The organism is Leptospira ainazelensis, from assembly GCF_016918785.1.
GTDB lineage: Bacteria > Spirochaetota > Leptospiria > Leptospirales > Leptospiraceae > Leptospira > Leptospira ainazelensis.
The window spans coordinates 13,542-36,009 of sequence record NZ_JAFFPT010000014.1; the positions used below are offsets into that span (position 1 = coordinate 13,542).

At 42.8% G+C, this 22,468-nt stretch carries 22 protein-coding genes; 9 read left to right on the top strand and 13 right to left on the bottom strand.

The window, feature by feature from the left end; all coding sequences use genetic code 11:
- The first annotated feature begins 324 nt into the window (after positions 1-324).
- Entirely contained in the window at positions 325-2,901 is a 2,577-nt protein-coding gene (clpB, locus tag JWG44_RS03895) for an ATP-dependent chaperone ClpB (RefSeq protein ID WP_205273652.1), read from the top strand.
- 18 nt (positions 2,902-2,919) lie between these two features.
- Here clpB and JWG44_RS03900 read toward each other — a convergent pair whose 3' ends face one another.
- The gene (locus tag JWG44_RS03900; RefSeq protein ID WP_205273653.1) at positions 2,920-3,984 is read right to left on the bottom strand and encodes a helix-turn-helix domain-containing protein; all 1,065 of its coding nucleotides are present in this window, start codon (positions 3,982-3,984) and stop codon (positions 2,920-2,922) included.
- A 685-nt stretch (positions 3,985-4,669) separates the two neighbouring features.
- On the opposite strand from JWG44_RS03900, the gene JWG44_RS03905 reads away from it, so the two are divergent.
- The gene (locus JWG44_RS03905) at positions 4,670-6,769 is read left to right on the top strand and encodes an Lcl domain-containing protein (protein ID WP_205273654.1); all 2,100 of its coding nucleotides are present in this window, start codon (positions 4,670-4,672) and stop codon (positions 6,767-6,769) included.
- A gap of 16 nt (positions 6,770-6,785) precedes the next feature.
- Positions 6,786-7,271 carry an Lcl C-terminal domain-containing protein gene (locus JWG44_RS03910; RefSeq protein WP_205273655.1) on the top strand — a complete coding sequence of 162 codons (486 nt, stop codon included), beginning with the start codon at positions 6,786-6,788 and terminating at the stop codon, positions 7,269-7,271.
- Between the two features lie 66 nt (positions 7,272-7,337).
- Here JWG44_RS03910 and JWG44_RS03915 read toward each other — a convergent pair whose 3' ends face one another.
- From JWG44_RS03915 to JWG44_RS03930, 4 genes are all read right to left on the bottom strand, one after another.
- Positions 7,338-7,745 carry a helix-turn-helix transcriptional regulator gene (locus tag JWG44_RS03915; protein WP_205273755.1) on the bottom strand — a complete coding sequence of 136 codons (408 nt, stop codon included), beginning with the start codon at positions 7,743-7,745 and terminating at the stop codon, positions 7,338-7,340.
- A 363-nt stretch (positions 7,746-8,108) separates the two neighbouring features.
- A complete protein-coding gene (locus JWG44_RS03920) occupies positions 8,109-9,587 on the bottom strand; it encodes an LIC12015 family putative lipoprotein (RefSeq protein WP_205273656.1) in 1,479 nt (492 codons plus the stop codon).
- A gap of 18 nt (positions 9,588-9,605) precedes the next feature.
- Positions 9,606-9,965, bottom strand: a complete 360-nt coding sequence (locus JWG44_RS03925) for a hypothetical protein (RefSeq protein WP_205273657.1) — start codon at positions 9,963-9,965, stop codon at positions 9,606-9,608.
- Positions 9,962-10,585 (bottom strand): hypothetical protein, encoded by a 624-nt coding sequence (locus JWG44_RS03930; RefSeq protein WP_205273658.1) that lies wholly within the window; start codon positions 10,583-10,585, stop codon positions 9,962-9,964. The genes JWG44_RS03925 and JWG44_RS03930 overlap by 4 nt, the downstream gene beginning before the upstream one ends.
- A 45-nt stretch (positions 10,586-10,630) precedes the next feature.
- Between JWG44_RS03930 and JWG44_RS03935 the strand changes: the two genes are divergently transcribed.
- Both JWG44_RS03935 and JWG44_RS03940 read left to right on the top strand, forming a co-directional pair.
- Positions 10,631-10,984 carry an STAS domain-containing protein gene (locus JWG44_RS03935; RefSeq protein ID WP_069607565.1) on the top strand — a complete coding sequence of 118 codons (354 nt, stop codon included), beginning with the start codon at positions 10,631-10,633 and terminating at the stop codon, positions 10,982-10,984.
- A 7-nt stretch (positions 10,985-10,991) separates the two neighbouring features.
- Positions 10,992-11,738 (top strand): diacylglycerol/polyprenol kinase family protein, encoded by a 747-nt coding sequence (locus JWG44_RS03940; RefSeq protein ID WP_205273659.1) that lies wholly within the window; start codon positions 10,992-10,994, stop codon positions 11,736-11,738.
- Between the two features lie 465 nt (positions 11,739-12,203).
- Here JWG44_RS03940 and lcpA read toward each other — a convergent pair whose 3' ends face one another.
- The 7 genes from lcpA to eno are packed head-to-tail and all read right to left on the bottom strand — an operon-like array spanning position 12,204 to position 17,104.
- Positions 12,204-12,776, bottom strand: a complete 573-nt coding sequence (lcpA, locus tag JWG44_RS03945) for a complement regulator-acquiring protein LcpA (RefSeq protein WP_205273660.1) — start codon at positions 12,774-12,776, stop codon at positions 12,204-12,206.
- Positions 12,751-13,308, bottom strand: coding sequence for a DUF4416 family protein (locus JWG44_RS03950; RefSeq protein ID WP_205273661.1), 558 nt, complete (start codon positions 13,306-13,308; stop codon positions 12,751-12,753). The genes lcpA and JWG44_RS03950 overlap by 26 nt, the downstream gene beginning before the upstream one ends.
- A 13-nt stretch (positions 13,309-13,321) precedes the next feature.
- On the bottom strand, positions 13,322-14,335 hold the full coding sequence (locus JWG44_RS03955) for a YheT family hydrolase (protein ID WP_205273662.1): 1,014 nt from the start codon (positions 14,333-14,335) through the stop codon (positions 13,322-13,324).
- Between the two features lie 26 nt (positions 14,336-14,361).
- The gene (locus JWG44_RS03960) at positions 14,362-14,721 is read right to left on the bottom strand and encodes a hypothetical protein (RefSeq protein ID WP_205273663.1); all 360 of its coding nucleotides are present in this window, start codon (positions 14,719-14,721) and stop codon (positions 14,362-14,364) included.
- Positions 14,722-14,734: 13 nt separating this feature from the next.
- Positions 14,735-15,328: an ATP-dependent Clp protease proteolytic subunit gene (locus JWG44_RS03965; protein ID WP_205273664.1), complete on the bottom strand. Its 594-nt coding sequence runs from the start codon at positions 15,326-15,328 to the stop codon at positions 14,735-14,737.
- Between the two features lie 15 nt (positions 15,329-15,343).
- Positions 15,344-15,802 carry a septum formation initiator family protein gene (locus JWG44_RS03970; RefSeq protein WP_205273665.1) on the bottom strand — a complete coding sequence of 153 codons (459 nt, stop codon included), beginning with the start codon at positions 15,800-15,802 and terminating at the stop codon, positions 15,344-15,346.
- A 3-nt stretch (positions 15,803-15,805) separates the two neighbouring features.
- Entirely contained in the window at positions 15,806-17,104 is a 1,299-nt protein-coding gene (gene eno / locus JWG44_RS03975) for a phosphopyruvate hydratase (RefSeq protein ID WP_205273666.1), read from the bottom strand.
- 20 nt (positions 17,105-17,124) lie between these two features.
- Here eno and JWG44_RS03980 point away from each other — a divergent pair, with 20 nt between their 5' ends.
- The 3 genes from JWG44_RS03980 to lepA all read left to right on the top strand — a co-directional run bounded on the left by JWG44_RS03980 (position 17,125) and on the right by lepA (position 20,223).
- Entirely contained in the window at positions 17,125-17,277 is a 153-nt protein-coding gene (locus JWG44_RS03980) for a hypothetical protein (protein ID WP_205273667.1), read from the top strand.
- A gap of 106 nt (positions 17,278-17,383) precedes the next feature.
- Positions 17,384-18,079 carry a DUF6989 domain-containing protein gene (locus tag JWG44_RS03985; RefSeq protein ID WP_205273668.1) on the top strand — a complete coding sequence of 232 codons (696 nt, stop codon included), beginning with the start codon at positions 17,384-17,386 and terminating at the stop codon, positions 18,077-18,079.
- A 338-nt stretch (positions 18,080-18,417) separates the two neighbouring features.
- Positions 18,418-20,223, top strand: coding sequence for a translation elongation factor 4 (gene lepA, locus JWG44_RS03990; protein WP_205273669.1), 1,806 nt, complete (start codon positions 18,418-18,420; stop codon positions 20,221-20,223).
- A gap of 148 nt (positions 20,224-20,371) precedes the next feature.
- Here the strand turns inward: lepA and JWG44_RS03995 are convergent, their stop codons facing one another.
- Positions 20,372-20,827 carry an outer membrane protein assembly factor BamE gene (locus JWG44_RS03995; protein WP_232371469.1) on the bottom strand — a complete coding sequence of 152 codons (456 nt, stop codon included), beginning with the start codon at positions 20,825-20,827 and terminating at the stop codon, positions 20,372-20,374.
- A 509-nt stretch (positions 20,828-21,336) separates the two neighbouring features.
- Here JWG44_RS03995 and JWG44_RS04000 point away from each other — a divergent pair.
- A complete protein-coding gene (locus JWG44_RS04000) occupies positions 21,337-22,347 on the top strand; it encodes a 1-aminocyclopropane-1-carboxylate deaminase (RefSeq protein ID WP_232371470.1) in 1,011 nt (336 codons plus the stop codon).
- The last annotated feature ends 121 nt before the right edge of the window (positions 22,348-22,468 follow it).

Here is a 22,468-nt window from a genome sequence, read left to right on the forward strand (position 1 = left end):
TCTTGCAAAGGATTCAGTCTAAATTGCAAAAGAAGTAGTGAAGACTGATGCAGATCTTAGCCCTTTCCAGAAGTCGCCTGAATTTTAAAATCATCCCGTCGGAAGTACGACGATCTGCCGTGAAAACTCGCGCGCCCCGCCCTGACTTTGGGTGGTGGGGTGTGGTGGTGGGAAAACTCCGGAAATTTTTCTCTATCAGAGAATTCTACTTTTTGCAAGTGCAAAGTTTTTCGGTCGGAATTTCTAGAAAGCACCAAACGGGTTCAGTTTCGCAGAGTTCACTTTCACACTTGTAGATAAAGAATCACCAATAGGGAGAATTCGATGAAATTAGATAAACTAACTACAAAACTGAACGAAGCCCTGAGGGACGCGCAGTCTCTGGCCGAAAATTCGGGAAATCCGGAAATCAGCGAAGAACATATCATCCGAGAAGTGGTCGGCCAATCCGACGGTCTCGCTCCGCTTTTGATTTCGAAGTCTGGTTTAAATCCGACCCTATTCTTAAAAAAGACGGAGGAGTTCCTACAAAAACTTCCGAAAGTAGGAGGCGCCAAAACGGACGTGGGATTTTCCCGGTCAGCGGTCGCACTCTTGAAAGCCGCGGACGATCTAAAAAAAGAACTCAAAGACGAATATCTTTCCACGGATCATATTCTTCTCGGGCTTTTGAAGAATGGGACCGGACCTCTCAAAGAGGAATTTTTTCGCCTTGGTTTAGAATATTCTAAATTACTCAAAATCACTTTGGAAAATCGAAAAGGAAAAACTATCATGGACGATTCACCGGAAAGTAAAACGGACGCTCTTGCGAAGTATGCAAAAAATCTAAACGAGTTATCCAAACAGGGTAAACTCGATCCCGTCATCGGAAGGGACGAGGAAATCAGAAGAACGATTCAAGTCCTTTCCAGAAGAACCAAAAACAATCCGGTTCTTATCGGAGAACCCGGCGTGGGTAAAACCGCGATCGTGGAAGGTCTTGCCAACAAGATCGTACAAGGAGAGGTTCCTGAGGGAATTCTAAACAAGATCATCTATACCCTGGATCTCGGTTCCATGATCGCCGGAGCAAAATACCGGGGAGAATTCGAGGACCGTCTAAAAGCGCTTCTCGACGAAGTCAAAGCGAGCGACGGAGAAGTGATCCTTTTTATCGACGAGATTCATACGCTCGTGGGAGCCGGTGCCACCGAAGGCGCGTTAGACGCTTCTAATATGCTTAAACCGATGCTCGCACGCGGAGAACTGCGTTGTATCGGCGCGACTACCCTGAAAGAGTATCAGAAATACATCGAAAAGGACGCGGCCTTGGAAAGAAGATTCCAACCGGTCATGGTAAAGGAACCTTCCGTCGAAGAAACCGTTACGATCCTAAGAGGACTCAAAGGTCGTTACGAACTTCATCACGGGATTCGGATTACGGATTCGGCATTGATCGCGGCGGCGACTCTTTCCAATCGTTATATCACCGATCGTTTTCTTCCAGACAAGGCGGTCGATCTCATCGACGAAGCTTCTTCCAAGATGAGAATCGAGATCGATTCTATGCCGGAAGAATTGGATCGCGCGAGCAAACGGATTCAATCCCTTAAGATCGAAAGAGAGGCCTTAAAAAAAGAACAGGACGCCGCTTCCAAGGATCGTCTGAAAAATCTTGAGAAAGAACTTTCAGAACACGAACAAAATTTCCAAACCTTAAAAGCGAGATGGGATTTGGAAAAAACCAAAATCTCCCGTTTGAAGCAGATCAAGGAAGAGATAGAAAAATATAAAAATCTCGAGGCCGAAGCCGAAAGAAGAGGGGAGATCAACCGTGTCGCCGAAATTCGTTACGGTAAACTCGTGGATCTTCAAAAAGAATTCGAAGCGGCAAACGAGGAATTAAAAAAACAATCCGCCACTTCCAGACTTCTCAAAGAAGAAGTTTCCGAAGAGGACATCGCGAACATCGTCTCTCGTTGGACCGGAATTCCCGTTTCCAAAATGTTACAAGGCGAAAGAGCGAAACTTCTTTTGATGGAAGACGCACTCAAGGCAAAGGTGATCGGTCAAGATCACGCCCTAAAGCTCGTTTCCGAAGCCGTACAAAGATCTCGTGCAGGAATCGCGGACCCAAATCGCCCGATCGGAACCTTCTTGTTTCTTGGGCCAACGGGAGTGGGAAAAACTGAAACCGCCAAAGCGCTCGCCGAATTCATGTTCGACGACCCGAACGCGATGCACCGAATCGACATGAGCGAATATATGGAAGCGCATTCAGTCGCGAGACTGATCGGAGCTCCTCCGGGATATGTGGGCTATGACGAAGGCGGACAACTCACCGAAGCGGTTCGACGAAGACCCTATTCCCTGATTCTTTTTGATGAAATCGAAAAGGCGAATCCGGACGTCTTTAATATTTTTCTTCAGATTTTGGACGAAGGACGTCTGACCGATGGAAAGGGGCGTAACGTGGACTTTAAGAATACCGTGATCATTCTGACTTCCAATATCGGATCGGATATCTTAGGTTCGACCGAATACTCGGCGGAAGAGAAAGAAAGACTTGTGGAACAAAGGTTGAAAAAACAGTTCAAACCGGAATTTTTAAACCGTCTCGACGAGGTGATTCTCTTTCATTCGATCACCGACTCGGTGATCCATAAGATCGCAGAGATCCAGTTGGAGATTCTCAAACAAAAAGCCAAAGAAAACGGACTCAACATAGAGTTTACAAAAGCTCTGAAAGACCACGTCTCGAAAGCCGGTTTTGATCCGGAATACGGAGCGAGACCTCTCAAAAGACTCATCCAAAGGGAAGTCGGTAACGCGCTCAGCCGTTACATATTGGATGGAAAATTCACCGAAGGGCAAAAGGTAGACGTGGACTACAAAAACTCAAAGGTGACCATACTTTAAAAGGAAAAAAATCCGGCCTTAAGTCGTTCTTCTTTCTCCGATCTCGGGAATGAGGGACGGTTTAGGGTCTTCTTTTTTTAAAACTAAGTTTCTCAAATCCTTTGGAGAATATCCCGTAAAACGAATACAAGCTCTGTGAAACGGAGAATAAGAATTGAATCCGCATTCCAATCCGATATCGATTAGATTTTTGTTAGTCTCCTCCAGGATCAGACGTTTAGCTTCTTCGATCCGATTCTGATTTATAAAATCGGTAAAACTAGTACTCCGATATTGGTTTAAATACAAGGAAGCCTGGTGAACCGAAATTCCCAAATAAGCTGAAAGGTCCGGAAGCCGCAGTTCCTCGTCTAAAAAACGTTTTTCGTCTAAAAAGGACTTCAATCGATCTTCGATACGTGCAAGATCGTTTTCCTTCAATAGTCCTTTGTTGTCCGAAGTAGAATCAGTCCTTTTTCGATTCGTTTTTTCCTCAATCAGTGCGACACTTTCTTTTCTTCTATGCAATCTCCGTTCGATCGAAAGCGAACTCATCGTCTTCTTATCCGTAATCACGGGCGCATAAATCTCAAGTAAATGGAAGTAAACCAGTAAAAGTCCCGGAACCACGTTGGAAATCAAATGAAAACGCAGATCGTTTTTAAAGATAGCGATCATATCCAGCAACAAAGCGAAGCCCATAAAAAAAGAGATTATAGTGAGGTGATAGTAGATTTTTGGGAGTTTTCTTGAATAGATGGAACCGGTGATTTCTACAAAAGTATAAGAAGTGATTGCGATACTCACGAAATTCCCCGCGATGTTAAAGGTAATCTCATCGCGGAAAATAAACGAAAGGATGAAGTTGATTGCAAACGTGAATAACAAATTGATTCCTGCGTCGTTATTCCGAATTTCCAATCCGATCGATTTTCTCATGAGAGACCTACACATAAAACAGGAATAGATGATCAGCCCGAAGAACAGGAGTGACACGTCGTAATGACTTCCGCTCTGGGATTGCAGGAGATAAAAATCGCTGTCTCCGCCGATATAAAGAAAGAGGCTGATGCAGATAAACGTAATTCCATAGAATACGTTCATTCTATTTTTTTTAAAACGATATAACCTTAAGAGTCCAATCGAAAAACCGAGGTAAATCCCAATCAGATGAAGGTGACTGATTATTTTATCAAAATCAAAAATCATAATTCTCCGTAAAGCTATCTTTCAGATTATGCTTGTCCCGTTTAGTTTTCAAAATTTCCAAATGCACCTTGTCCGTTCAAACAGTCCTTAGGCGATTTTGTTTTTATAAAATAGGATTCAATTGCTCTTTTTTGGAAATTGAGTCTCGATTCCTATTTTTTAATTTTAAACAACTACTCTTAAGGGAATCTAATTTTGCAATTAACTTGCTATAAACTAGAAGATCTAATCTATAATTTAGCTTTTGATTTGATTACAATTATAAATCGCTAAATTTGCTTACTTGTAATTTTTTTGTCGTTTTAACGGTTTTGTATCAAAACAATCCGCTCTGGGCTTCGAATGTTTTTGACATATCCATGTCTTTGTAAAAAGAAATAAATAATTTCTAACATGAAATCCTGGATTCCTTTTTAGGGTTCAAAAACGCGATCATTTGAGATCCAACGAGGGATGGGGATAAAACTTCGCTTAACAATCCTCTGGCGATTTTTTGCTTCTATAATTTTTCCTTTTTATAATCCAAGAAGAATTCCTTAAGAATCTGATGTATTCTTGGTTTTACTTTGGAGGAAGAACTATGAAGAGGACTGGAAAAAAATCTAAATTCAATCACTTCAGAATCGTTTCGATTTGGCTTTTTCTCCTCCCCTTTTTTGTTTCCTGTCTGAAGGATCTAAGTCAGGAGAGTTTTAAATTTTTCTATTTGCCGACTTCAATCTCGAACATCGCCAATCCTTTTGGATCCTCGGATCCGATCCTCAATTCCACCCAACTTTCTTTTGGGGGAGGTAAGAGTCTTTACAATGGAGTTTACTATGCCTCCGCCATGGGTTCCGGTGATTTTGGAGTCAACATAGTTCTCAATTTTTCGAACATCGCATCCGGCACCGAGCTGAAAATCTGCCTGAACGATCCTGGCTGCGCGTCTGTGGGAAGTCTTCTCTACAGTATGCCGTTGCTCTCTACAGTTTCAAATTTAGATTTGAATCTTTCCTTTCCGGAAGAATATCCGGTGATTATCGGGGGAAATTCTCTGAACGTTTCTTTGTTTAAGGATTCTCAGATTATAAGTCAGAAATCGGTTTCGTTAATTTATGACAATTCTGCTCCTGCTCTTAGTTTTTCAATCTCCGGTGGAACTTATACATCGGCCCAAAGTTTAAATGTGACTTGCAACGATACGGTTTCCGGATGTAAGGATTTGATTTATACAATCGATGGAACCGATCCGACCTTTTCGCTTCTTTCCGATTTTGATCCTTTGCAGATCGTTTTTGGGTCCGTTTTTCCGACTTCTTCCCTTGGAATCGGGAATGGAACTACTACCGTAAAGGTTCTCGCATCCGATCGAGCCGGCAACCTTGTTGGACCCGTGTCCGCTACTTATACGGTAAATCTTCCGTTGACTCCGGCTCCGACGTTAACCCTCAATTCGATCCAAAATGGAACTACAAACGCGGGAAATACAACTTCGATCAATTGGACCTCGGATACAGCCGGAAATTATTTTATCGTAACAAGCGCGACGGATTGTGCGAACATTACACCCGGGGTTACGATCGCGACAGGAGTTTTAGCGACCTCAGGAACACAAGATACTACGGTTCCTAACGGGAGTTTTTCCGAGGGAGTGAATTCTTTCAAACTTTGTCTTTTGGATAGTTCCAATCAGTCGGGAAGTTTTAATTTCAACGTAACTCTGGATACGGCGGCGCCGACTCTTTCTTCTACCTCTCCAAGTTCGGGTAGCGTTGGTATTGATGTTTTCAACCGGGAATTGATTCTAACTTTTAACGAGACAATGCAACCCGGAACGACCGTTGAATTGCATCTCCTTGTCACCTACGGGAGCGGTGGAACGATTACGACCGTAGAGTTGACACTTCCCTCAAGTCTTGTCGTCCAGTGGATTTCAGGAACCGTCGTGAAGATCGATCTGGATTCGATTCTTCCGGAGTTTACCCAGATCCAGGCGAAATTGTTGGCATCCAGTTTTAAAGACGTCGCGGGAAACGCTCTTGTAGGAGATGGAACGGGTTATTTTTACGTAAACTACACGACGGGTGGAATGGTTTCTTTGAGGAACATCATCGATTCGAACCAGCCGGGTTGTTTCGATGCGAGCGGAGGCGGGATTGTTTGTACGGGAACGGGACAAGACGGAGCGTTTGCCGGAACTCCTGCGCTCCAATCGATCTCCGTCCCTGTCTTTTTGGGAAGTTTTGTGAGCGACCCGGTCAGTGTGGATCTTACGAGCGGTTTGACCTGGAGAAGTTGTGTGCAGGGCATGGAATGGAACGGGAGCACATGTGCGGGGACTCCGACCGAGGTCAATTGGTCCAACGCTTTATCCAGTTGTTCCTCCCTCAACGAAAGAAATACAAATCAAGGGTACGCGGGTTTGAAGGCTTGGAGACTCGCGACCATGGACGATTTTCATTCTTTGATAACCTTTCCTTCCGCAAGCTCGGGTTATACGTTTGTGGCTCCTTCGAGTTTTCCGAATTTTCCGAGTAACGCTTCGAATCAAAGGTTTTGGAGCGCGACCACTGTTCGTACAAACACGGGGAGCGCGTATGTGCTTCGAAATTTCGGCGCGAGAATTTTTACTTACAATAAGAATAATTCGAACGACGGATATTCCTATTACGGGCTTTGCGTAAACGGAAATCCTTAAACGGAGGGAAATGGAAATGAGATCAAAAGTAGTTTTGTTATTCTTTCTTCATTGCAGTGCGTTTTCTTTGGTCGCTTATACGGGGCCTTTTACGGATGTCGGAAACGGGACGATATTGGATCAGAAGAGCGGGTTGGTTTGGCAAAAATGCGCATCCGGCCAAGGAAGCGCTGGAGATTCCTATTCGGATTGTATGGTGGGAACTGCGGTTAGCGTAGATTGGATCAATGCCTTGGCCTATTGCAATTCTTTAGCCTTGGGAGGAGGAGGGTGGAGATTGCCTTCCGTTAAGGAACTCGTTTCCCTGGTGGACTATTCGAGAGCGGCTTCCCCATTTATAAATCAGGTCATTTTTCCAAATGCTTCCAGCGGCTATTGGACTTCGACCACACATCCATCCGGAAGTTATAAATTTCAAGCCTACCAAGTCGCTTTTAATAGCGGGACTTACGATACATTTGATAAAGCGACTTCGTTTGCGAGAGTCCGTTGTGTCCGCTGATGTAAGGTTAGTACACAAAAAAGGGAAGCGAGTGCTTCCCTTTCTCTTTAGGAAATTAACCCTTTTTTAATATTCAACTTTTTGAAGGAAGAGTTCTTCTTTTTTCATTTTAAGAGCTTTGGAAGCAAGGTTTTTAAAATCTTCAGGCGGTTCCAAAAGTCCGAGTTCCACTTTGGAAAGAAAAGGTGTGGAGACTTTTAGTTTTTTTGCCATATCGTATTGTTTGATTCCCAATTCTCTGCGTTTTGCCCAGAGACGATTGGTGAGCCCTTCGGTAAATTCAGGATATACGTCTTCAACGACATGCTCGTTAAACAATTTATCAAGAGTGGTTTTCAAATATTTTGCACAGGAGATTTTAAACTTTTCGGTAGGATCCTGGCTTCCAGTTTCGATTTTAGAAAGGTAGCTAGGAGATACTCCAAGCGCTCTTGCCATATCGTATTGTTTTATACCTCGTTTTTTACGAAGCATGTAGATGTGGTTTTTCATTCAATTCCCCTCTCAAAGTACCAACGTAATTTTATAAGACAAAAATTCAAGAAAAAATTTCCAACACTCTTGCCACAAGAATTCGCAATGTATGTTAATTAAGCCAAAAGGGTTACTGTAATTAACTATAATTTAGGAGTTAAAACCGTAAGCTTTGGTAGTCTTTGGAAAAAAGTTATTTCCAAGGACTACTTATAAAACCTGATATTCCGAAATTCCGGATTTATGATTTAGGAAGGTCGACTTTGAAAGAGATTTCTTTTTGAGTAGAAGCGAAAAGAGGAGTTTAGAATTCGGAAAAATCCCGGTGTAAAATTTCACCGGGATGTGAACTAAGGAGGTTTTTTAGATTTGGCCCGCTTTTAGACTTTCCGATGCAATTTTGAATTCATTTTCAGATTTCAATTTTGAGAGATAGTCTTGGAAGACTGATTGTTTTTTGGACTCGATGAGTTCTTGTTTGATACGCTCTCTTACTTTTCCAAAATCTTCCGGAAGTCTTTCATTCGGATTTGCAGGTGAAGGTTTGGAATATGCGTAAAGTTTTCCTGCCTCATAGGTATCTCTGATCTCTTTTTCAGTAACTTCGATGTTTGCTTCCGTGGAACGGTTTCGAATCAGCATAAAAAGAACGGATCTTCCGAGTAGAGGGAGAGTTTTTTTAAATTCTTTCGTATCCTTCAAAATTTGTACTTCTTTCGACTCCGCAGAGATGCGGATCGGAAGATAGATTTGAGTGTAGAAGGAAAGTTGGTCGTTCTTTTCTTCTTCCGGGTTTGCTTTCCGTTTTTGAAGAATCGGAGCGATCTTATTAAACTCCACAAGAAGATCTTTGAAGAGGAATTTATTTCCGGATTTGTCTTCGAAAAGAACGGTTTCCGGTTTTAATCCTTTGATGAATTCCGGAGTTAAGTCCACGATTTTGAGTCCGCTCTGAACACGAAGCGCATCCATTTCCTTTTTCCAGGCTTCCTTTAGAAAACGGTTTCCGTAGTGTTCCGCGGTTTGATTCGCCTTTTCGTTCACTGCCAATTCAGAATAGAAAGCGGCTTCCCTTTTTTCGTCTTCCGTAATTCCTTCTTTGCTAACGTATTTTGTAGCAAGGAATTTGAGTTTATCCAATTCGTTTTGGAAGAATTTATCGATTTTTTTCGGATAGATCTTTTCGATTCTTTCCACACGGAGAATATAATAATTTCCTTGAGCTTCTTTGAGGATAAAGGTTCCTTTTTTCTCTGCGGCTTCTTTTAAAATCGCCGTAAAAGGATCGTCTCCGCAGTTGATACAATGCGGTTCCAATCTTCCACCGACCGCTTTTCTTTGAACCTCGTTCGTATTCTTAGAAATAAATTCCGCAACCTCCTTATCGGATTTGATCGCCGATATTTCCTGAAGAATGGAATTGGCTTTGGTTGCAACGTCCGGCGCAGATTTTAGAAAAAGAATTCTTCCAAACGCCAGCTCGAGCATTCCCGAAGTCAAAAGTTTTTCGGAGAATTGTTTTCTATAATCGTTAAAAAGAATCTGAGGTTCTACAAATCCCATAATTCTTGCATACTCGTCTTTTGTGACTACGTTTGAGGTATTGTTTTGGGTCTCGGCGATCTTCTGAATCCCGAGTTCTTCCACAATTTTGGCTTGAGTCGCGATCGACGCGTTATTCGCATCGGGTTCCACGCCGCGGAGTTTGTAATACGCTCTCAATTCTTCTCTGGTTACGGTTCCATTTTTAAAAGAGGCGAGAACATCGGAGTCCCTGCTGCAATCGGCTGTTAACAGTACGACCAGGGTAAGGATAGTTAGAGATAGGGTCTTTTTTTTCATGAAGTTGTGTCTTGAATCTTAGTATTTGTGAATTGTTTTACGGGTTGTAGGAGGTTGTCGATCCGGGATTTCCACTGAAATTTCCCGGGTCAGGTTCTTTTCTCGGGAGCTGTATAAATTTTTCATTTCAGCGGGTGATTTTCCGGATTTTCCGGAGTTTTTTACCAGGCCCGTTTTGCCGGGTTCTTCCTTTATCTTTAAAGAAAGAATCTCGTTTTTTCCAGATTCTAAATTTGCCATTTCTTTTTGAATGGAGTCCTTCAAAATCCCGGAATAGTCTCGGTCTGAGGAAATTCTCTCCTGAATTTTTCCCAATTCAAGTATGTCTCGGTCCACTTCTTCAATCTTACGAAAAAGATGTGCTACCTTTACCTTCATACTTCAATCCCATCGTTGATCTTTTTTGATTCTACGTCGGTTTGCAAGAATGAAAATACAAGAAAGTACGAAAAATTCAATATTCCTTGAGAAGGGTGAATAAGCAATATTGTGAGAATCAAAAAAAGGAAGAAGACGGTTCTTCGCCCCGATTCTCCCGAACGAAAGAAAAGAAACGCCAAAACAAGACTTAAAATCCCAGCTTTGAGAATGTAGAAAAAACCGAGTGGAATCCAGAATTCAAAGTCTCCTTGATACCAGATTCTAAATCCGGCGATGAGAAGAAGCGAGAGCGGAAGAATTTGTTTTCTGAGAATTCGACCGGAATCGGAGCGAGGATCTCCCGTTTTCTTGGGTCTCCATTCTTCTTTGAGAGAAAGAATTCCGGTGCAGTGGATGCAGATTAAGTCCAAAATATCTCCGGAAGTGGATCCGTCTAACCCGGAGATTGCGAGAAGAATCAGGGTGAGAACTCCCGGAAGTTCCAAATTTTGGGGACCACCTACGCTTCCTTTTTTGCGATAGAAAAGGATCGCAAATCCCAAAACAAAAGCGCCCGGAGAAAGAAAAGAATAAGATCTCAAAATCAGAAATAGGATCGCTAAGAGGTGAAAAACCATTTGTCGTAGGGAAGAAATGCTTATAGACTGTCTTTCCGAGCCACTATGATTCTGAACGAAATCATCATTTCTACGGAGAAAATCGACAACGTTCAGGTTATGAAGCTCCAAGGTTCCATCAACTCATTTACTGAAAAAAAGTTCCGAGATCAACTTTCCGATTCGATCCGGTCCGGGCCCGTGATTCTCGATCTGGAAGAGGTGAGTTTGATCTCTTCCAGAGGAATCCAATCTCTCAAAGAAATGAATCAGTTGAGTTTTACTTCTCGGAATAAATTGGTCCTGATTCATCCGACCGATTCAGTGAAGAATGCGATCAAGATGGCCGCTCTCAACGGTCTTTTTTTGATCGCGCCCGATGAAGAGTCGGCCTTAAAAATGACGATGAAAAATAGGTAGGAAACAAGTGGCAAATTCGGTTCGATTCAACTATGCGCGTAAACTTTGGCATCTCCTCGGTTTGATTGTCCCCGTTTGTTACTATCAGGACGTTTTTCAAGGTGCATTCGGTCTTTTGAACGCGACCCGCGCTGTGATTTCGGTGACGCTTGTCGTCTGTCTGGGAATCATTCTTTTACTCGAGTATCTTCGATTTCGTTTCCCCGGTTTTCAGAAATTTTTTCTCTCCATTGCGGGAGTTTTGATGAAAGAAGAAGAGAAAACAAGGCTCAACGGAACGCTCCCGTATTTTCTTTCCTGTACGTTTGTGGTTTTTCTCTTTCCTCCGGAGATTTCGATTCTTTCCATGCTTTTTCTCGTGATCGGAGATCCGACGGCTGCTTGGGTGGGGACATTTTTTGGGAGAAGAAGATTTTCCAACGGGAAATCCGTGGAAGGAATTTTGGCGTTTATTCTCTCTTGTACGATCGTAGGTTTTTTATTTATGTTTATTTCCGATACATACGGAAAACAAAACTTTCTGAAGGCGGATGGATTCGTATTTTATAATAACTTTATATTCTTAATTCCCGCGATTTTAATTTCTGCCGTTACCGAACTCTACTGCGGAACGTATTGGAACGGACTGATCGACGATAATCTCTTGATTCCTACGGTTTCAGCCGTTGTTTTGGGGTTGACTGCTTGGTTGATTCTGAGTGTGGAACCTTCTACGATTTTTTTAAATCCTGCCGAGCTGTTTTTGAAAATTTGACCGTTGAGAGAGAGGGTTTTGTCGGAGTTACGACAAAATTTGCGGAAGAAAATCTTCTTGTAAATATTCGGTTTTTCTGATATAGAGAGTTTCGGCCGAGTTTTTTCCCGCCACCGCTCCCCTCCACCCAAGATCAGGGCGGGGCGCGCGGCTTTTACGAAAGAGTTTGTCGTAGTTACGACAAAATTTGCGGAAGGAAATCTTCTTGTAAATATTCGGTTTTTCTGATATAGAGAGCTTCGGCCGAGTTTTTTCCCGCCACCGCTCCCCTCCACCCAAGATCAGGGCGGGGCGCGCGGCTTTCACGGAAGAGTTTGTCGTAGTTACGACAAGCCCAGGAAGAAAACTTCTTGCAATATTCTATTTTCCTGATATTTCCGAATTCACCAAGTAGCCTCTGATCTTAGTGGATTTTGCATTGAGTTTTATTTCGACCTTGTGGGAACTCCTAACGGTTATTCTCTCTCATTTCTCCGCCGGTAACACGGTAAAACTCAAATTGATCTTTGTCTTTTCTTCACCGGCAAAAAGAGAAGAATTGAATTTGAATTCCACTTCCGCCGGAAATATCGTATTTGTGTATGGAAAGGAACCGAGACGATTCTCCTTCTTGAGTTTATCCTTGATCATCGAACCCAAATACTGAAACGAGCCGACCCAATCTTCACCCATTTCGAAACCTTCCATTCTTTCAACGGTTCCTGAAAGATTCATCGTAGCAAAATACGAATCCTTGATCGCTTTTGCCTCGGAAGGAAGAAGTTTACGATTGAATCTAAGGATAAAACCGGGAGTTTCTCTCGCATGAAAGTAAAGAAAATTCGCAAATTTCTCCCAAGTATCCGGTTTTTTAGAATTCGGAATTTCCACTTTGTAGTGATGATTTTTTTCGACCGGTTCTAAACATTCTCCGGCTCGGTTGAAATGATCACAAAGTGTGATGGAAACAATTTCCAGCTTGGAGGGTGCACAATTCAAAATCAGAATCATGGATAGAAGGACGAAAGATAAATTAACTTTTTGTAATATTTTGAACATAAGATTCTCTCAGGCTTGTGAAAAAGTAGATAGCTTCGGGCGTTTTGAAAAAGGGAGGAGCGGTTTCCCGGCTTTCCATCTTTTGTTTTTGATAGTTGTAAACGGTCTCGGCGTAAACTCCGTTAAAAAGATAAATTCTATGGAAGTCGTCTCGGATTGAGGCCATCACGACCGAATGGCTGCAAAGATAACCCGGAAAGATTCGAATTCCGCTGTCTTTTTCGAGCGCCGCATTTTGAATCGCGAGACATTCTTTCTGGATGGAAGGAAGTTCTTCTCTGTGAATTCTTCTTTTGAAGGAAAGAATTTTAGTGTGTCTTCCCGGAAACTGATTCCAGAGATCCGCTTCAGGATCCTTCCAAGTAGGCATCGGATTACTTTCATATAGGGTCGCGGAGAATTTTTTTTCGGTTCTTGTTTTGATCGAATAAAACATTTCCGCATCTTCATACGCGATCACGATAAAGAAGGAAGCTCCCGGAGGTTTGGTCAGCTTTTCTTTTTCGAGAGGTTTCTTTTTAGGGGAATTCATTGCGGTTGGAAAATCAGCTTCCAGATTTTACTTTCGAATCGAAATAATCCAGAATAATTTTATTCAACCATCTCCCATCCGGAATTTCCGGGGTCGGATCGGTTAAGAATCCGACGTGTCCTCCTTTGGGAGTGAGGATCGTTCGTATATGCGGTAAATTCTCCCATCCTATCTTTTCCCAGTCAAAGGGAGGAACTACCGGATCATCTTCGGAATGAATGACGATCCCGGGATGACGGATTTCCGGAATGTAGTGTTTGCTCGAACAGTCTTGGTAATAATCCAGAGCTCCCCGATAACCGAAAAAAGGCGCCGTTACGAGATCGTCGAAATCAAAGAAAGTTTTTGTTTCAAACGCGTTTTTCTCAAGTTCTGGAGGAAGTTGTACGATCTTATTTTTGATTTTTTTTCGAAATTCCGAAACGAAACGATCCCTGTAAAACCGTCCTTCCGCAGAATCGATAAATTCACAACCTTTCAAAAGATCCAACGGAGGGTTTGTAGAAGAGAACGCTTCCACCTTATGATTGCGTCTTTCTCCGAGATACTTTAAAACCAAACTCGCGGAAAGGGAGAATCCGGAGAGAAAAATTCTGTGAGAAAGTTTTTCCCAAACAAAGTCGATCACGTCTTGAACGTCTTTCGTCTGACCGATGTTATACGTTCCTTTCGAAAAACCCTGACCGCGTCCGCAGTTTCTCAAATTCATTCGAATACATCCGTATCCTCTTTGCAAAGCATTCTGCGCGAGCGTCACCAGATAAGAACTGTCCGATGTTCCTTCCATCCCGTGGATCATCACGATATAGATTCCGTTCCATTTCGGAGCAGGAGAAGAATAATGTTGCAAAGGCGGGTTGTGTTCGAGCCAGACCGCGTCTCCGGATCCGTCGCTCAGTTGAAGTAGAATATCCTCTACGTAGTATGTAGTTCTAAGATGATTGGGAGGAGGAAAAAAAGTACTATAAACGGTCTGAAGGTGTTTGCCTTTGAAAAATCGTTTTGGTTTGAACGGTTCAGAACTCATTTCAGGAAGGATCCTTACTTCGTCCGTCAGAGTTCCTGAAAGAATTCGTCCCAGTCTGCGAGTTGTTCTTTGTTTGCGTGCGGGGATTTTTTTAAGAATTTATGCATTCTCTTTAGAAAGTCGATTCCTCTTTTGACGATTCCCGCGTCTTCCGGGTGCATGTCGGAAAGATAGAAGTTTACGAATTCGTCCAACTCGAAGGAACCGATGTCTTTTAACAAAACTTCTTCTTTGGATTCTTCTTCCTCTTCTCCTTCTAAAAAAAGAAGAGAGGAAAATTCCAGGAAGAGTTCGTTTAATTTCTGATCCTCTTCCGCGTTTCTTCCTTTTTGAGGAGCGGCTAAAAATTCTTTTAAAAAATCCTCTAAGGATATGGATTTGGACAAGAGAAGAATCCGATCAGCTAAAGTCGATTGTTGTCGCGAGTTTATCCACGATTCCGTATTTGAGAGCTTCTTCCGCGTCCATATAGTAGTCGCGATCGGTGTCTTCTTCGAGTTTGGAAACGGGATGTCCGCAAGCGTCCGCGAGAATCTGATTCAGCTTCGCTTTTGTTTTGAGAATTTCTTCCGCGTGGATTTTTAAGTCCGTTGCGGGAGCTACGATTTGCCCGCCGATACTCGGTTGGTGAATCATCACTTTTCCGTTAGGCCAAATCGAACGTTCTCCTTTTTTTCCCGCCGCGAGAAGAACGGAACCCATAGAGGCCGCCATTCCCATACAAACCGTGTGTACCGGAGAAGTGATCATTTGGATCGTATCGAATACGGTCATTCCGGAAGTGACGACACCGCCCGGGCTATTGATAAAAAACGTAATTGGTTTACCCGGATCTTTCATTTCCAGATATAGGAGTTTTCCGACTAAGTCCTTAGACGATTCGTCGGTCACTGGACCCCAGAGAAAAATCTTTCTGTGGTCGAGGAAATTTTTAGAAATTTTACTTCCTGTGAGTTCTTCGAATACTTCCTGGATTTTTTCTGTTTCTGGCATTCCTGAACCTTTCCTTTAGTTGTGGCTAAAGTCCAGTTTCTTCTTCCTCATTTTTATGAAAACTCCAATACAAGTAAAACTAGCAAAGATTGCGTAGAAAATCCGAATAAATTGGATCGGTGGAACCGGAAATTGTTTCCCGGGACGGAACGCATTGAGTCTGGATGCAAGAATGGGTTTTAACTCGGAAACGTTTTCCGTTTCTCTGAATTTTATGATCTGCGCATTCTCGCTCAAAAGATAGAATCTTCGGGCCTCTCTTTCGAGGGCCACTTGATCGTTTTTTAAAATCCTTTGTTTCTCTTCCAACTGTCTATTCTCATAGGAAAGTCTTTCCACGTCCAACTGGAGGGACGCGAGGGATTCTTCCAGTTGGGAACGTACGACAATCCCGGATTCTCCCAGGACGATAAAATAAAAGAGTCCCGCAAGAAAACAAGAGAACCAAAAGACTTTTGTCGAAAGAGAAGTCATAAATTAAAGATTATAAAAAGTCTCCCTACCTTTGTAAATCGCCGAGTTTCCGAGTTCTTCTTCGATTCGGAGAAGCTCGTTGTATTTTGCAATTCGATCCGTTCTGGAAAGAGAACCCGTTTTGATCTGACCCGCGTTAGTCGCAACCGCGATATGAGAGATCGTAACGTCTTCGGTTTCCCCGCTTCTATGACTCACAACGTTCGTGTATTTGGCTTTTTTCGCCATTTCGATCGAAGCGAGAGTTTCGGAAAGGGAACCGATCTGATTTACTTTGATCAGGATCGAGTTACCGACTCCGGAAGCGATTCCTTTGGAAAGTTTCTCTATGTTTGTAACAAAAAGATCGTCTCCTACAAGCTGAATTTTTTTTCCTAATTTATCGGAAAGAAGTTTCCAGCCGTCCCAGTCGTTCTCGTCCAAACCGTCTTCGATGGTGATGATCGGATATTTGGAGACCAAATTCGCATAATAATCCACCAATTCCGCGCTCGAGAACTCTTTATTATTTTCGGCACCCAGTACGTATTTCTTTTTGCTTTTGTCATAAAACTCGGAAGAAGCGGCGTCCAAACCCAATAAAACGTCTTTTTCTGGTTTATAACCGGCCTTTTCGATCGCCTGGAGGATGACTTCAATCGCTTCCACGTTGCTCGTGAGGTTGGGAGCAAAGCCGCCTTCGTCACCCACGGCCGTGTTGAGATTCTTACCTTTGAGAACGGTTTTTAAAGAATGGAATACTTCCGCTCCCATGCGGAGTCCTTCGCGAAAACTTTTGGCTCCGACCGGAAGAATCATAAATTCTTGAAAGTCCACGTTGTTGTCGGCGTGCGCCCCGCCGTTGATGATGTTCATCATCGGGACGGGGAGTTCTCTCGCGAAGTTTCCGCCGATATAACGATACAAAGGAAGTTTGGAATGGACCGCAGACGCTTTGGCAACGGCGAGTGACGTTCCGAGGATCGCGTTGGCTCCGAGTTTTCCTTTGTTTTTAGTTCCGTCCGCATCGAGCATCAGTTGATCGATGCGATTCTGATCGAGTGCGTCTTCGCCTTTGAGAACTTCTTGGATCTTAACGTTTACGTGTTCTACGGCTTTGAGAACTCCTTTTCCGAGATAGCGGTGTTTGTCGCCGTCTCTGAGTTCTACGGCCTCGTATTCTCCGGTAGAAGCTCCGGAGGGAACCGCGGCTCTGCCAAAGGAGCCGTCGACTAAGGTCACATCCACTTCTACGGTCGGATTTCCGCGGGAGTCGATGATTTCCCGAGCGTGTATTTTTTGAATTTGAGAGTTATGAGACATTTTACTTCCTGAGATTCTCTATGTTTGGTGCCTGTCAAAAGTTGGAAGAGACTGCAAAAGCAAAACGGATCTCGATTTTGATTTCTAAAAAAAATAAAATCGAAAGAATCGGATTTTGTTTTGAATTGGAGCCTTGGTTTTCCCAGCTTCCGAGTCAGAGTCAGGGTTATTAAACGGTCCATATCGAATAAATCAAGCGGGAAACGAAAAAATGGATTGCCCGCTTCCATCGGATTCCTTATAGCTAAACCCCGAAAGGATACGATTGGACAGCTCGAAATGAAATTCTCCGAAAAACACGTCTTAGGTTTTCACACCGCTTTTACGATCATCGCCGCACTCATTCTTTTTAGTCCCGGAAATCTTTCTACGGGTTGGAGAATGTTTTGTATAGTTCTCATCTACAACGCGGCGCTTCCGCTTTTTTCCAGCATCTGGACTCACGAACGTTGGATGGATCTCTGGTTTTTTCTTTTACCTTTGAGTTTTTTTCAAATCGTCCCCGATTGGTTTCTATCTCAGGTGATAGGATCTTTGGAATTTCCTGCGGACGGATTTCCAAAGATCGGAACCGTTTCCGGTTATATGGCCGGACTTTGGGTGATTCCTTTGTTTCTTTCCACGTTTATTTCCATACGTTATCGGAAACGGGTTCCCGATGCGCCGGCGATTCAGAGTTATTTGATCGGAGGTCTTGTCGCGTTTTTGATTTTTTTAGGTTCGGAAGAATTTTCTTATCTGATCCCCGTCTGGTTTGCGAAGAATGTTATTATGATCGGTCACGTCGCCGTTTATGTTTTGATTCCTGAATTCATTCTAGGAGCTTTTACCGCGTATGCGTATCACGTTTCGGAATATGCGTCTCTTCCTGAAAAAGTTCTCTGGGCTTTTTTGACGATGCTTGTCTATTTGGGAGCGCTCGGTTTTTTCTTTTTGTTTATAGAAGGAAGTTCTAAGATTCCGGTTCCGGTATAAGAAGAATCGGGAACATATCCAAACAAAAGAAACCGAAACTATAGAATTACTTTGTTTTAGCGGGTTTTCCCGTTTTTTGAAATCCGTTTTTTTGAAAATGGAAAGAATGAATTTTCCGATTTCGAAACATTAGGCTTTGATTCTAAAAACTATGAAATTCTTAAAAAGATTTTTCTGGTTTGGAAGGGAGCGGATTCTTACCTTTTGCAAAAACGGGTTGTAAGAGATCCTACTTTTGTGAAAAGGAAGAAATCCTCGATTTACCGATCGAAAAGAACCACGTATTTTGCTTTTCAGGGGAGGCCTTTGCAGGAAATCATCGGAAGTGAGCCCCTCCCATGAATGTTCAACAGAAATTTATCCGTAACTTCTCCATCATTGCCCATATCGACCACGGGAAATCCACTCTTGCCGACCGGCTTTTAGAGATTGGTCACGTTACAAACGATAGGACCAAAAAAGATCAAATCTTAGATTCCATGGATATCGAAAGAGAAAGGGGAATCACGATCAAGGCAAACAACGCGACCTTTGATTACCTCGCCGAAGATGGTAATACTTATACGATGAATCTCCTGGATACTCCGGGTCACGTGGATTTCACCTACGAAGTCTCTCGTTCACTCAAAGCCTGTGAAGGAGTTCTCCTAATCGTCGACGCAAGTCAGGGAGTGGAAGCTCAGACACTCGCGAATCTCTATCTCGCGATGGAACAGGATCTTGCGATCGTTCCCGTAATGAACAAGATCGATCTTCCCGCCGCCGATGTGGAAAAAACCAAAATTCAAATCGAAGAAAGTCTGGGACTGGATGCGGACAAGGCCGTTGCGATTTCGGCAAAAACAGGACTCAACGTAAAGGCAGTCCTGGAAGAAATTACAAAACAAATCCCCGCGCCGCAAGGAGATCCGGACGGACCTCTGAAAGCGCTGATCTACGATTCTTACTTTGATCCTTATATGGGTGTCGTGATCAAAATTCGCGTTTTCGACGGAAGAATCAAAAAAGGCGATCGATTCCTCATCATGAGCACGGGAAAAGATTTCACCGTCAACGAAGTAGGAATCAATCGAATCACTCTCACACCGACTGAAAGTTTAGGAGCGGGAGAAGTGGGCTATCTTATCGCGGGTATCAAAAAGGTTTCCGACGCAAAGACGGGTGATACGATCACTCTTTTCTCCAATCCTACCAAGGAATCGATCCCTGGATACAAAGAGGCAAAGCCGATGGTTTTTTCGGGACTCTATCCGATCAACGGAGAACAGTTCGACGAACTCGTGGACGCGATCGAAAAGTTGAAACTCAACGACGCGGCGCTCGTATTCGAAAAAGAAAGTTCCATGGCTCTCGGTTTTGGATTTCGAGTCGGATATCTCGGACTTCTTCACATGGAAATCGTCCAAGAACGTTTAGAGAGAGAATTCAACCTCGATCTGATCACAACGGCGCCTTCGGTAAAATACATCATTCGAAAGAAGAACGGTGAAGTGGAAGAGGTGGACAACCCTTCTCGTTTCCCGGATCCGATTGCGATGGAATCTACCGAAGAACCCTACGTAAAGGCTACGATCATCACTCCCAACGAGTATGTGGGAAATATCATGGCCCTCGCAAACGACAAACGTGGAATTCAGTTGGATACCGTGTATCTTACCCAGGACAAGGTTCAGTTGACCTACGAACTTCCTCTCGCGGAACTTATATTCGAATTTTATGATAAACTCAAATCCTTTACGAGAGGTTACGCGTCTCTGGACTACGAACCTTCCGGTTATAAGGTTTCTCAGCTCGTAAAGATGGACATTCTCGTAAACGCGGAACCCGTGGACGCACTTTCCATGATCGTCCACAGAAGCAAGGCCGAACAAAGAGGACGAGAAATTATAGAAAAACTAAAAGACCTCATTCCAAGACATCAGTTTATGATTCCGATTCAAGCCGCCGTCGGCGGAAAAATTCTCGCAAGAGAAAGTATTTCAGCGCTCCGAAAAAACGTAACCGCAAAATGTTACGGCGGAGACATTACTCGGAAGAAAAAACTCTTAGAGAAGCAGAAAGAAGGAAAGAAGCGGATGAAACAGATCGGAAACGTGGAAATTCCGCAAGAAGCGTTTTTGGCGGTTTTGAAAACGAGCAATTGAAGTATTTTGGAGTAGATTTTCGATCCAATCTTTTCCGCTTTCAAATTTGAGGCGCAGTTATCTTTCAATTTTATTCCACACGGAAAATAAGACGTATTCCAAGGAAAAAGAGAATCTTATTTTCCGTTTTTAATTCTAAAATATCTTTTTAGAGTTTAGTCCAAGCCTTGCTGCTCACTTTTCCATTCGTAAAATAGACGTCGCAAGCTTCAATCTTTCCACTCGCGGCTGCAGTCAAACTGGTATCTTGAAAGTGCCATAACTCAGTCGTTCCGTAACCCCCGAGGGTGTTTTCTGATTGGGACTGAGTTTCGCCCAACAAAGCAGTCACTTCTTCTTTGTTCATTCCGTTCTTAACGGCTTGGCAGTTTTCTTTCGTAATCGTTCCATTTTCTCCCATCGCGCCGGAAGTCGAATTGTTTCTTCTTCCTCCTCCCGTCATTCCGTAGATGATGAGAAGGATGACGGTTAACGTTCCGAAATATTTAATGACCGTCTTTCTTGTTTTTTCTAAGTTTCCCTTAACTACCAATTCGGGTTTAATCAATCCAATGATTAAAGATCCGAACATGCCGAGTGTTAAAAAGCCCAGTACTGTTGACAAAGTTGATTACCTCTTGAAAATTTTTTACGAGAGTTGATTCTTTGTCTCCTTTGTCCAAAGGAATTTCGAAATCTTCTGGATGAATGAATTCAAAGTTAAAAAGAAATACTTTTATATTTATAAAAAAATAATATATTATAACGATAAGAATTAGCCGCGTTCACTCTTTTTGTTTTCCTCATTTGGTTTTGAGTATTTGTGATTTGAGATGATTTTCGTTCTGGAAGTGTGAGAGAAAATTACAGTTTCTTGAAACGTTTTGCCCGAAAGAATCATTCTTTCCGATTTTGTTGGAATTTTGGAATTATAAATTTGATGCGGGAATTGAAATCCGACAAAGTTTTGATTTCACGGATCACTTGGTTTTTAGATTTTGTATGAGAAGGGGCTCGGATGAGTCTCCTTTTTTTAAAAGAATTTTAGAATTGAATTTCTCTTGTGTTCGAGAATTAGAATCTTACTACTATGAATTTTTTATTACTTCGATTTCAAATTTTAGGAAATTCTTTTTGAACCCACTCGCTTCTTTTTTGTCTTCTTTACTGACGCGTCCATCGGAGATTCAGGAAGTCGTTCTTCCATCGAAACAAAGGATAACGATTCTCAGAGACGATCGTCTGGCCTTTGGAATCGGGACAAAATTTAGAAAATTTTTCGGAATCCATTCGGAGTTGGAAAAAAAAGGGATTCGAGGAGTGATTCTTCAGGGAGAATTGCACAGCAATTTGCTGGCTTCTTTTTCCTTTTTGTTTCGGGTCTTTGGATATCGTGTAAGAACTTATTCTTATTCTCGAGATCCAAAAAGGCTTACCTTCAATTCTCGGATTGTGAAAAACTACTCCCACACACTCGATGTAATCCACTCACGTTCTCTTTGGAAGGAAGGTTTACTCCGTCAAAAATCGCGCAGAGGAGACGTTTTCGAATTGGAAGGGAGCGGGAATCGCTTTTTTGATTCGGATTCCTCTGCGACCGAAAGTCCGGATTCTTTTTTTGTGCCCGATGTTTTGATTCCGGAATACGGATTTGGACCGGAAGCGGCTCAAGGTCTAAATTCTTTTTGGAAACAGATTCCGATTTCCGATTTTGATCATCTGGTGGTCGATTTAGGCTCGGGTTTGACCTGGTTGTCGGCCAAGAATTTTTTTGGAGAATCGATTCCGATCCGCGGAGTCAGTATAGGGCTTCCAAAATCGAAAATGGTTTCTTGGTTGAGAGAAAAAAAGATGGAACTCCAATTTTCAGGGTTTGAGATCGACGAGGATTTCATCTGGGAGTCGGAAAACGTAAGCGGTTTCGGCTCCAAAAATAAGGATATATTCCATTTTTGTAATTTATTTTATTCCGATTACTCGATCCCGCTCGAACCGATCTACTCCGGCAAAACGTTGTTTTCGATTCAGAAGAGAATGGAGCGATCGGAAATTTCCGGAAGGGTTCTTTATCTCCACCAAGGAGGCCTTTGGAATTTTCTGGATTCTTTTCTGCCTCGTAAAAAAGGAGATGGTGCAAAAAAATAAAAAACCTAATGTTTCGGCAATGCAAAAGGTTAAAAACGACTTTGTTATCTTCCCGATATTTCCAAGCGGCTTGGTAAATTCTTTTGTAGGATGTCTTACAAGAGAATTTGAGGCGGGGGAT

What these genes read in the sequence shown, in the direction of transcription:
- eno (WP_205273666.1), bottom strand. Translation starts at nt 17,104, where the DNA reads ATGTCTCATAACTCTCAAATTCAAAAAATACACGCTCGGGAAATCATC.
- JWG44_RS03955 (WP_205273662.1), bottom strand. Translation starts at nt 14,335, where the DNA reads ATGAGTTCTGAACCGTTCAAACCAAAACGATTTTTCAAAGGCAAACAC.
- JWG44_RS03920 (WP_205273656.1), bottom strand. Translation starts at nt 9,587, where the DNA reads ATGAAAAAAAAGACCCTATCTCTAACTATCCTTACCCTGGTCGTACTG.
- JWG44_RS03900 (WP_205273653.1), bottom strand. Translation starts at nt 3,984, where the DNA reads ATGAACGTATTCTATGGAATTACGTTTATCTGCATCAGCCTCTTTCTT.
- JWG44_RS03965 (WP_205273664.1), bottom strand. Translation starts at nt 15,328, where the DNA reads ATGCCAGAAACAGAAAAAATCCAGGAAGTATTCGAAGAACTCACAGGA.
- JWG44_RS03950 (WP_205273661.1), bottom strand. Translation starts at nt 13,308, where the DNA reads ATGAATTCCCCTAAAAAGAAACCTCTCGAAAAAGAAAAGCTGACCAAA.
- JWG44_RS03930 (WP_205273658.1), bottom strand. Translation starts at nt 10,585, where the DNA reads ATGGTTTTTCACCTCTTAGCGATCCTATTTCTGATTTTGAGATCTTAT.
- JWG44_RS03935 (WP_069607565.1), top strand. Translation starts at nt 10,631, where the DNA reads ATGATTCTGAACGAAATCATCATTTCTACGGAGAAAATCGACAACGTT.
- JWG44_RS03915 (WP_205273755.1), bottom strand. Translation starts at nt 7,745, where the DNA reads ATGCTTCGTAAAAAACGAGGTATAAAACAATACGATATGGCAAGAGCG.
- clpB (WP_205273652.1), top strand. Translation starts at nt 325, where the DNA reads ATGAAATTAGATAAACTAACTACAAAACTGAACGAAGCCCTGAGGGAC.
- JWG44_RS03910 (WP_205273655.1), top strand. Translation starts at nt 6,786, where the DNA reads ATGAGATCAAAAGTAGTTTTGTTATTCTTTCTTCATTGCAGTGCGTTT.
- JWG44_RS03985 (WP_205273668.1), top strand. Translation starts at nt 17,384, where the DNA reads ATGAAATTCTCCGAAAAACACGTCTTAGGTTTTCACACCGCTTTTACG.
- lcpA (WP_205273660.1), bottom strand. Translation starts at nt 12,776, where the DNA reads ATGTTCAAAATATTACAAAAAGTTAATTTATCTTTCGTCCTTCTATCC.
- JWG44_RS03925 (WP_205273657.1), bottom strand. Translation starts at nt 9,965, where the DNA reads ATGAAGGTAAAGGTAGCACATCTTTTTCGTAAGATTGAAGAAGTGGAC.
- JWG44_RS03980 (WP_205273667.1), top strand. Translation starts at nt 17,125, where the DNA reads ATGTTTGGTGCCTGTCAAAAGTTGGAAGAGACTGCAAAAGCAAAACGG.
- lepA (WP_205273669.1), top strand. Translation starts at nt 18,418, where the DNA reads ATGAATGTTCAACAGAAATTTATCCGTAACTTCTCCATCATTGCCCAT.
- JWG44_RS03970 (WP_205273665.1), bottom strand. Translation starts at nt 15,802, where the DNA reads ATGACTTCTCTTTCGACAAAAGTCTTTTGGTTCTCTTGTTTTCTTGCG.
- JWG44_RS03905 (WP_205273654.1), top strand. Translation starts at nt 4,670, where the DNA reads ATGAAGAGGACTGGAAAAAAATCTAAATTCAATCACTTCAGAATCGTT.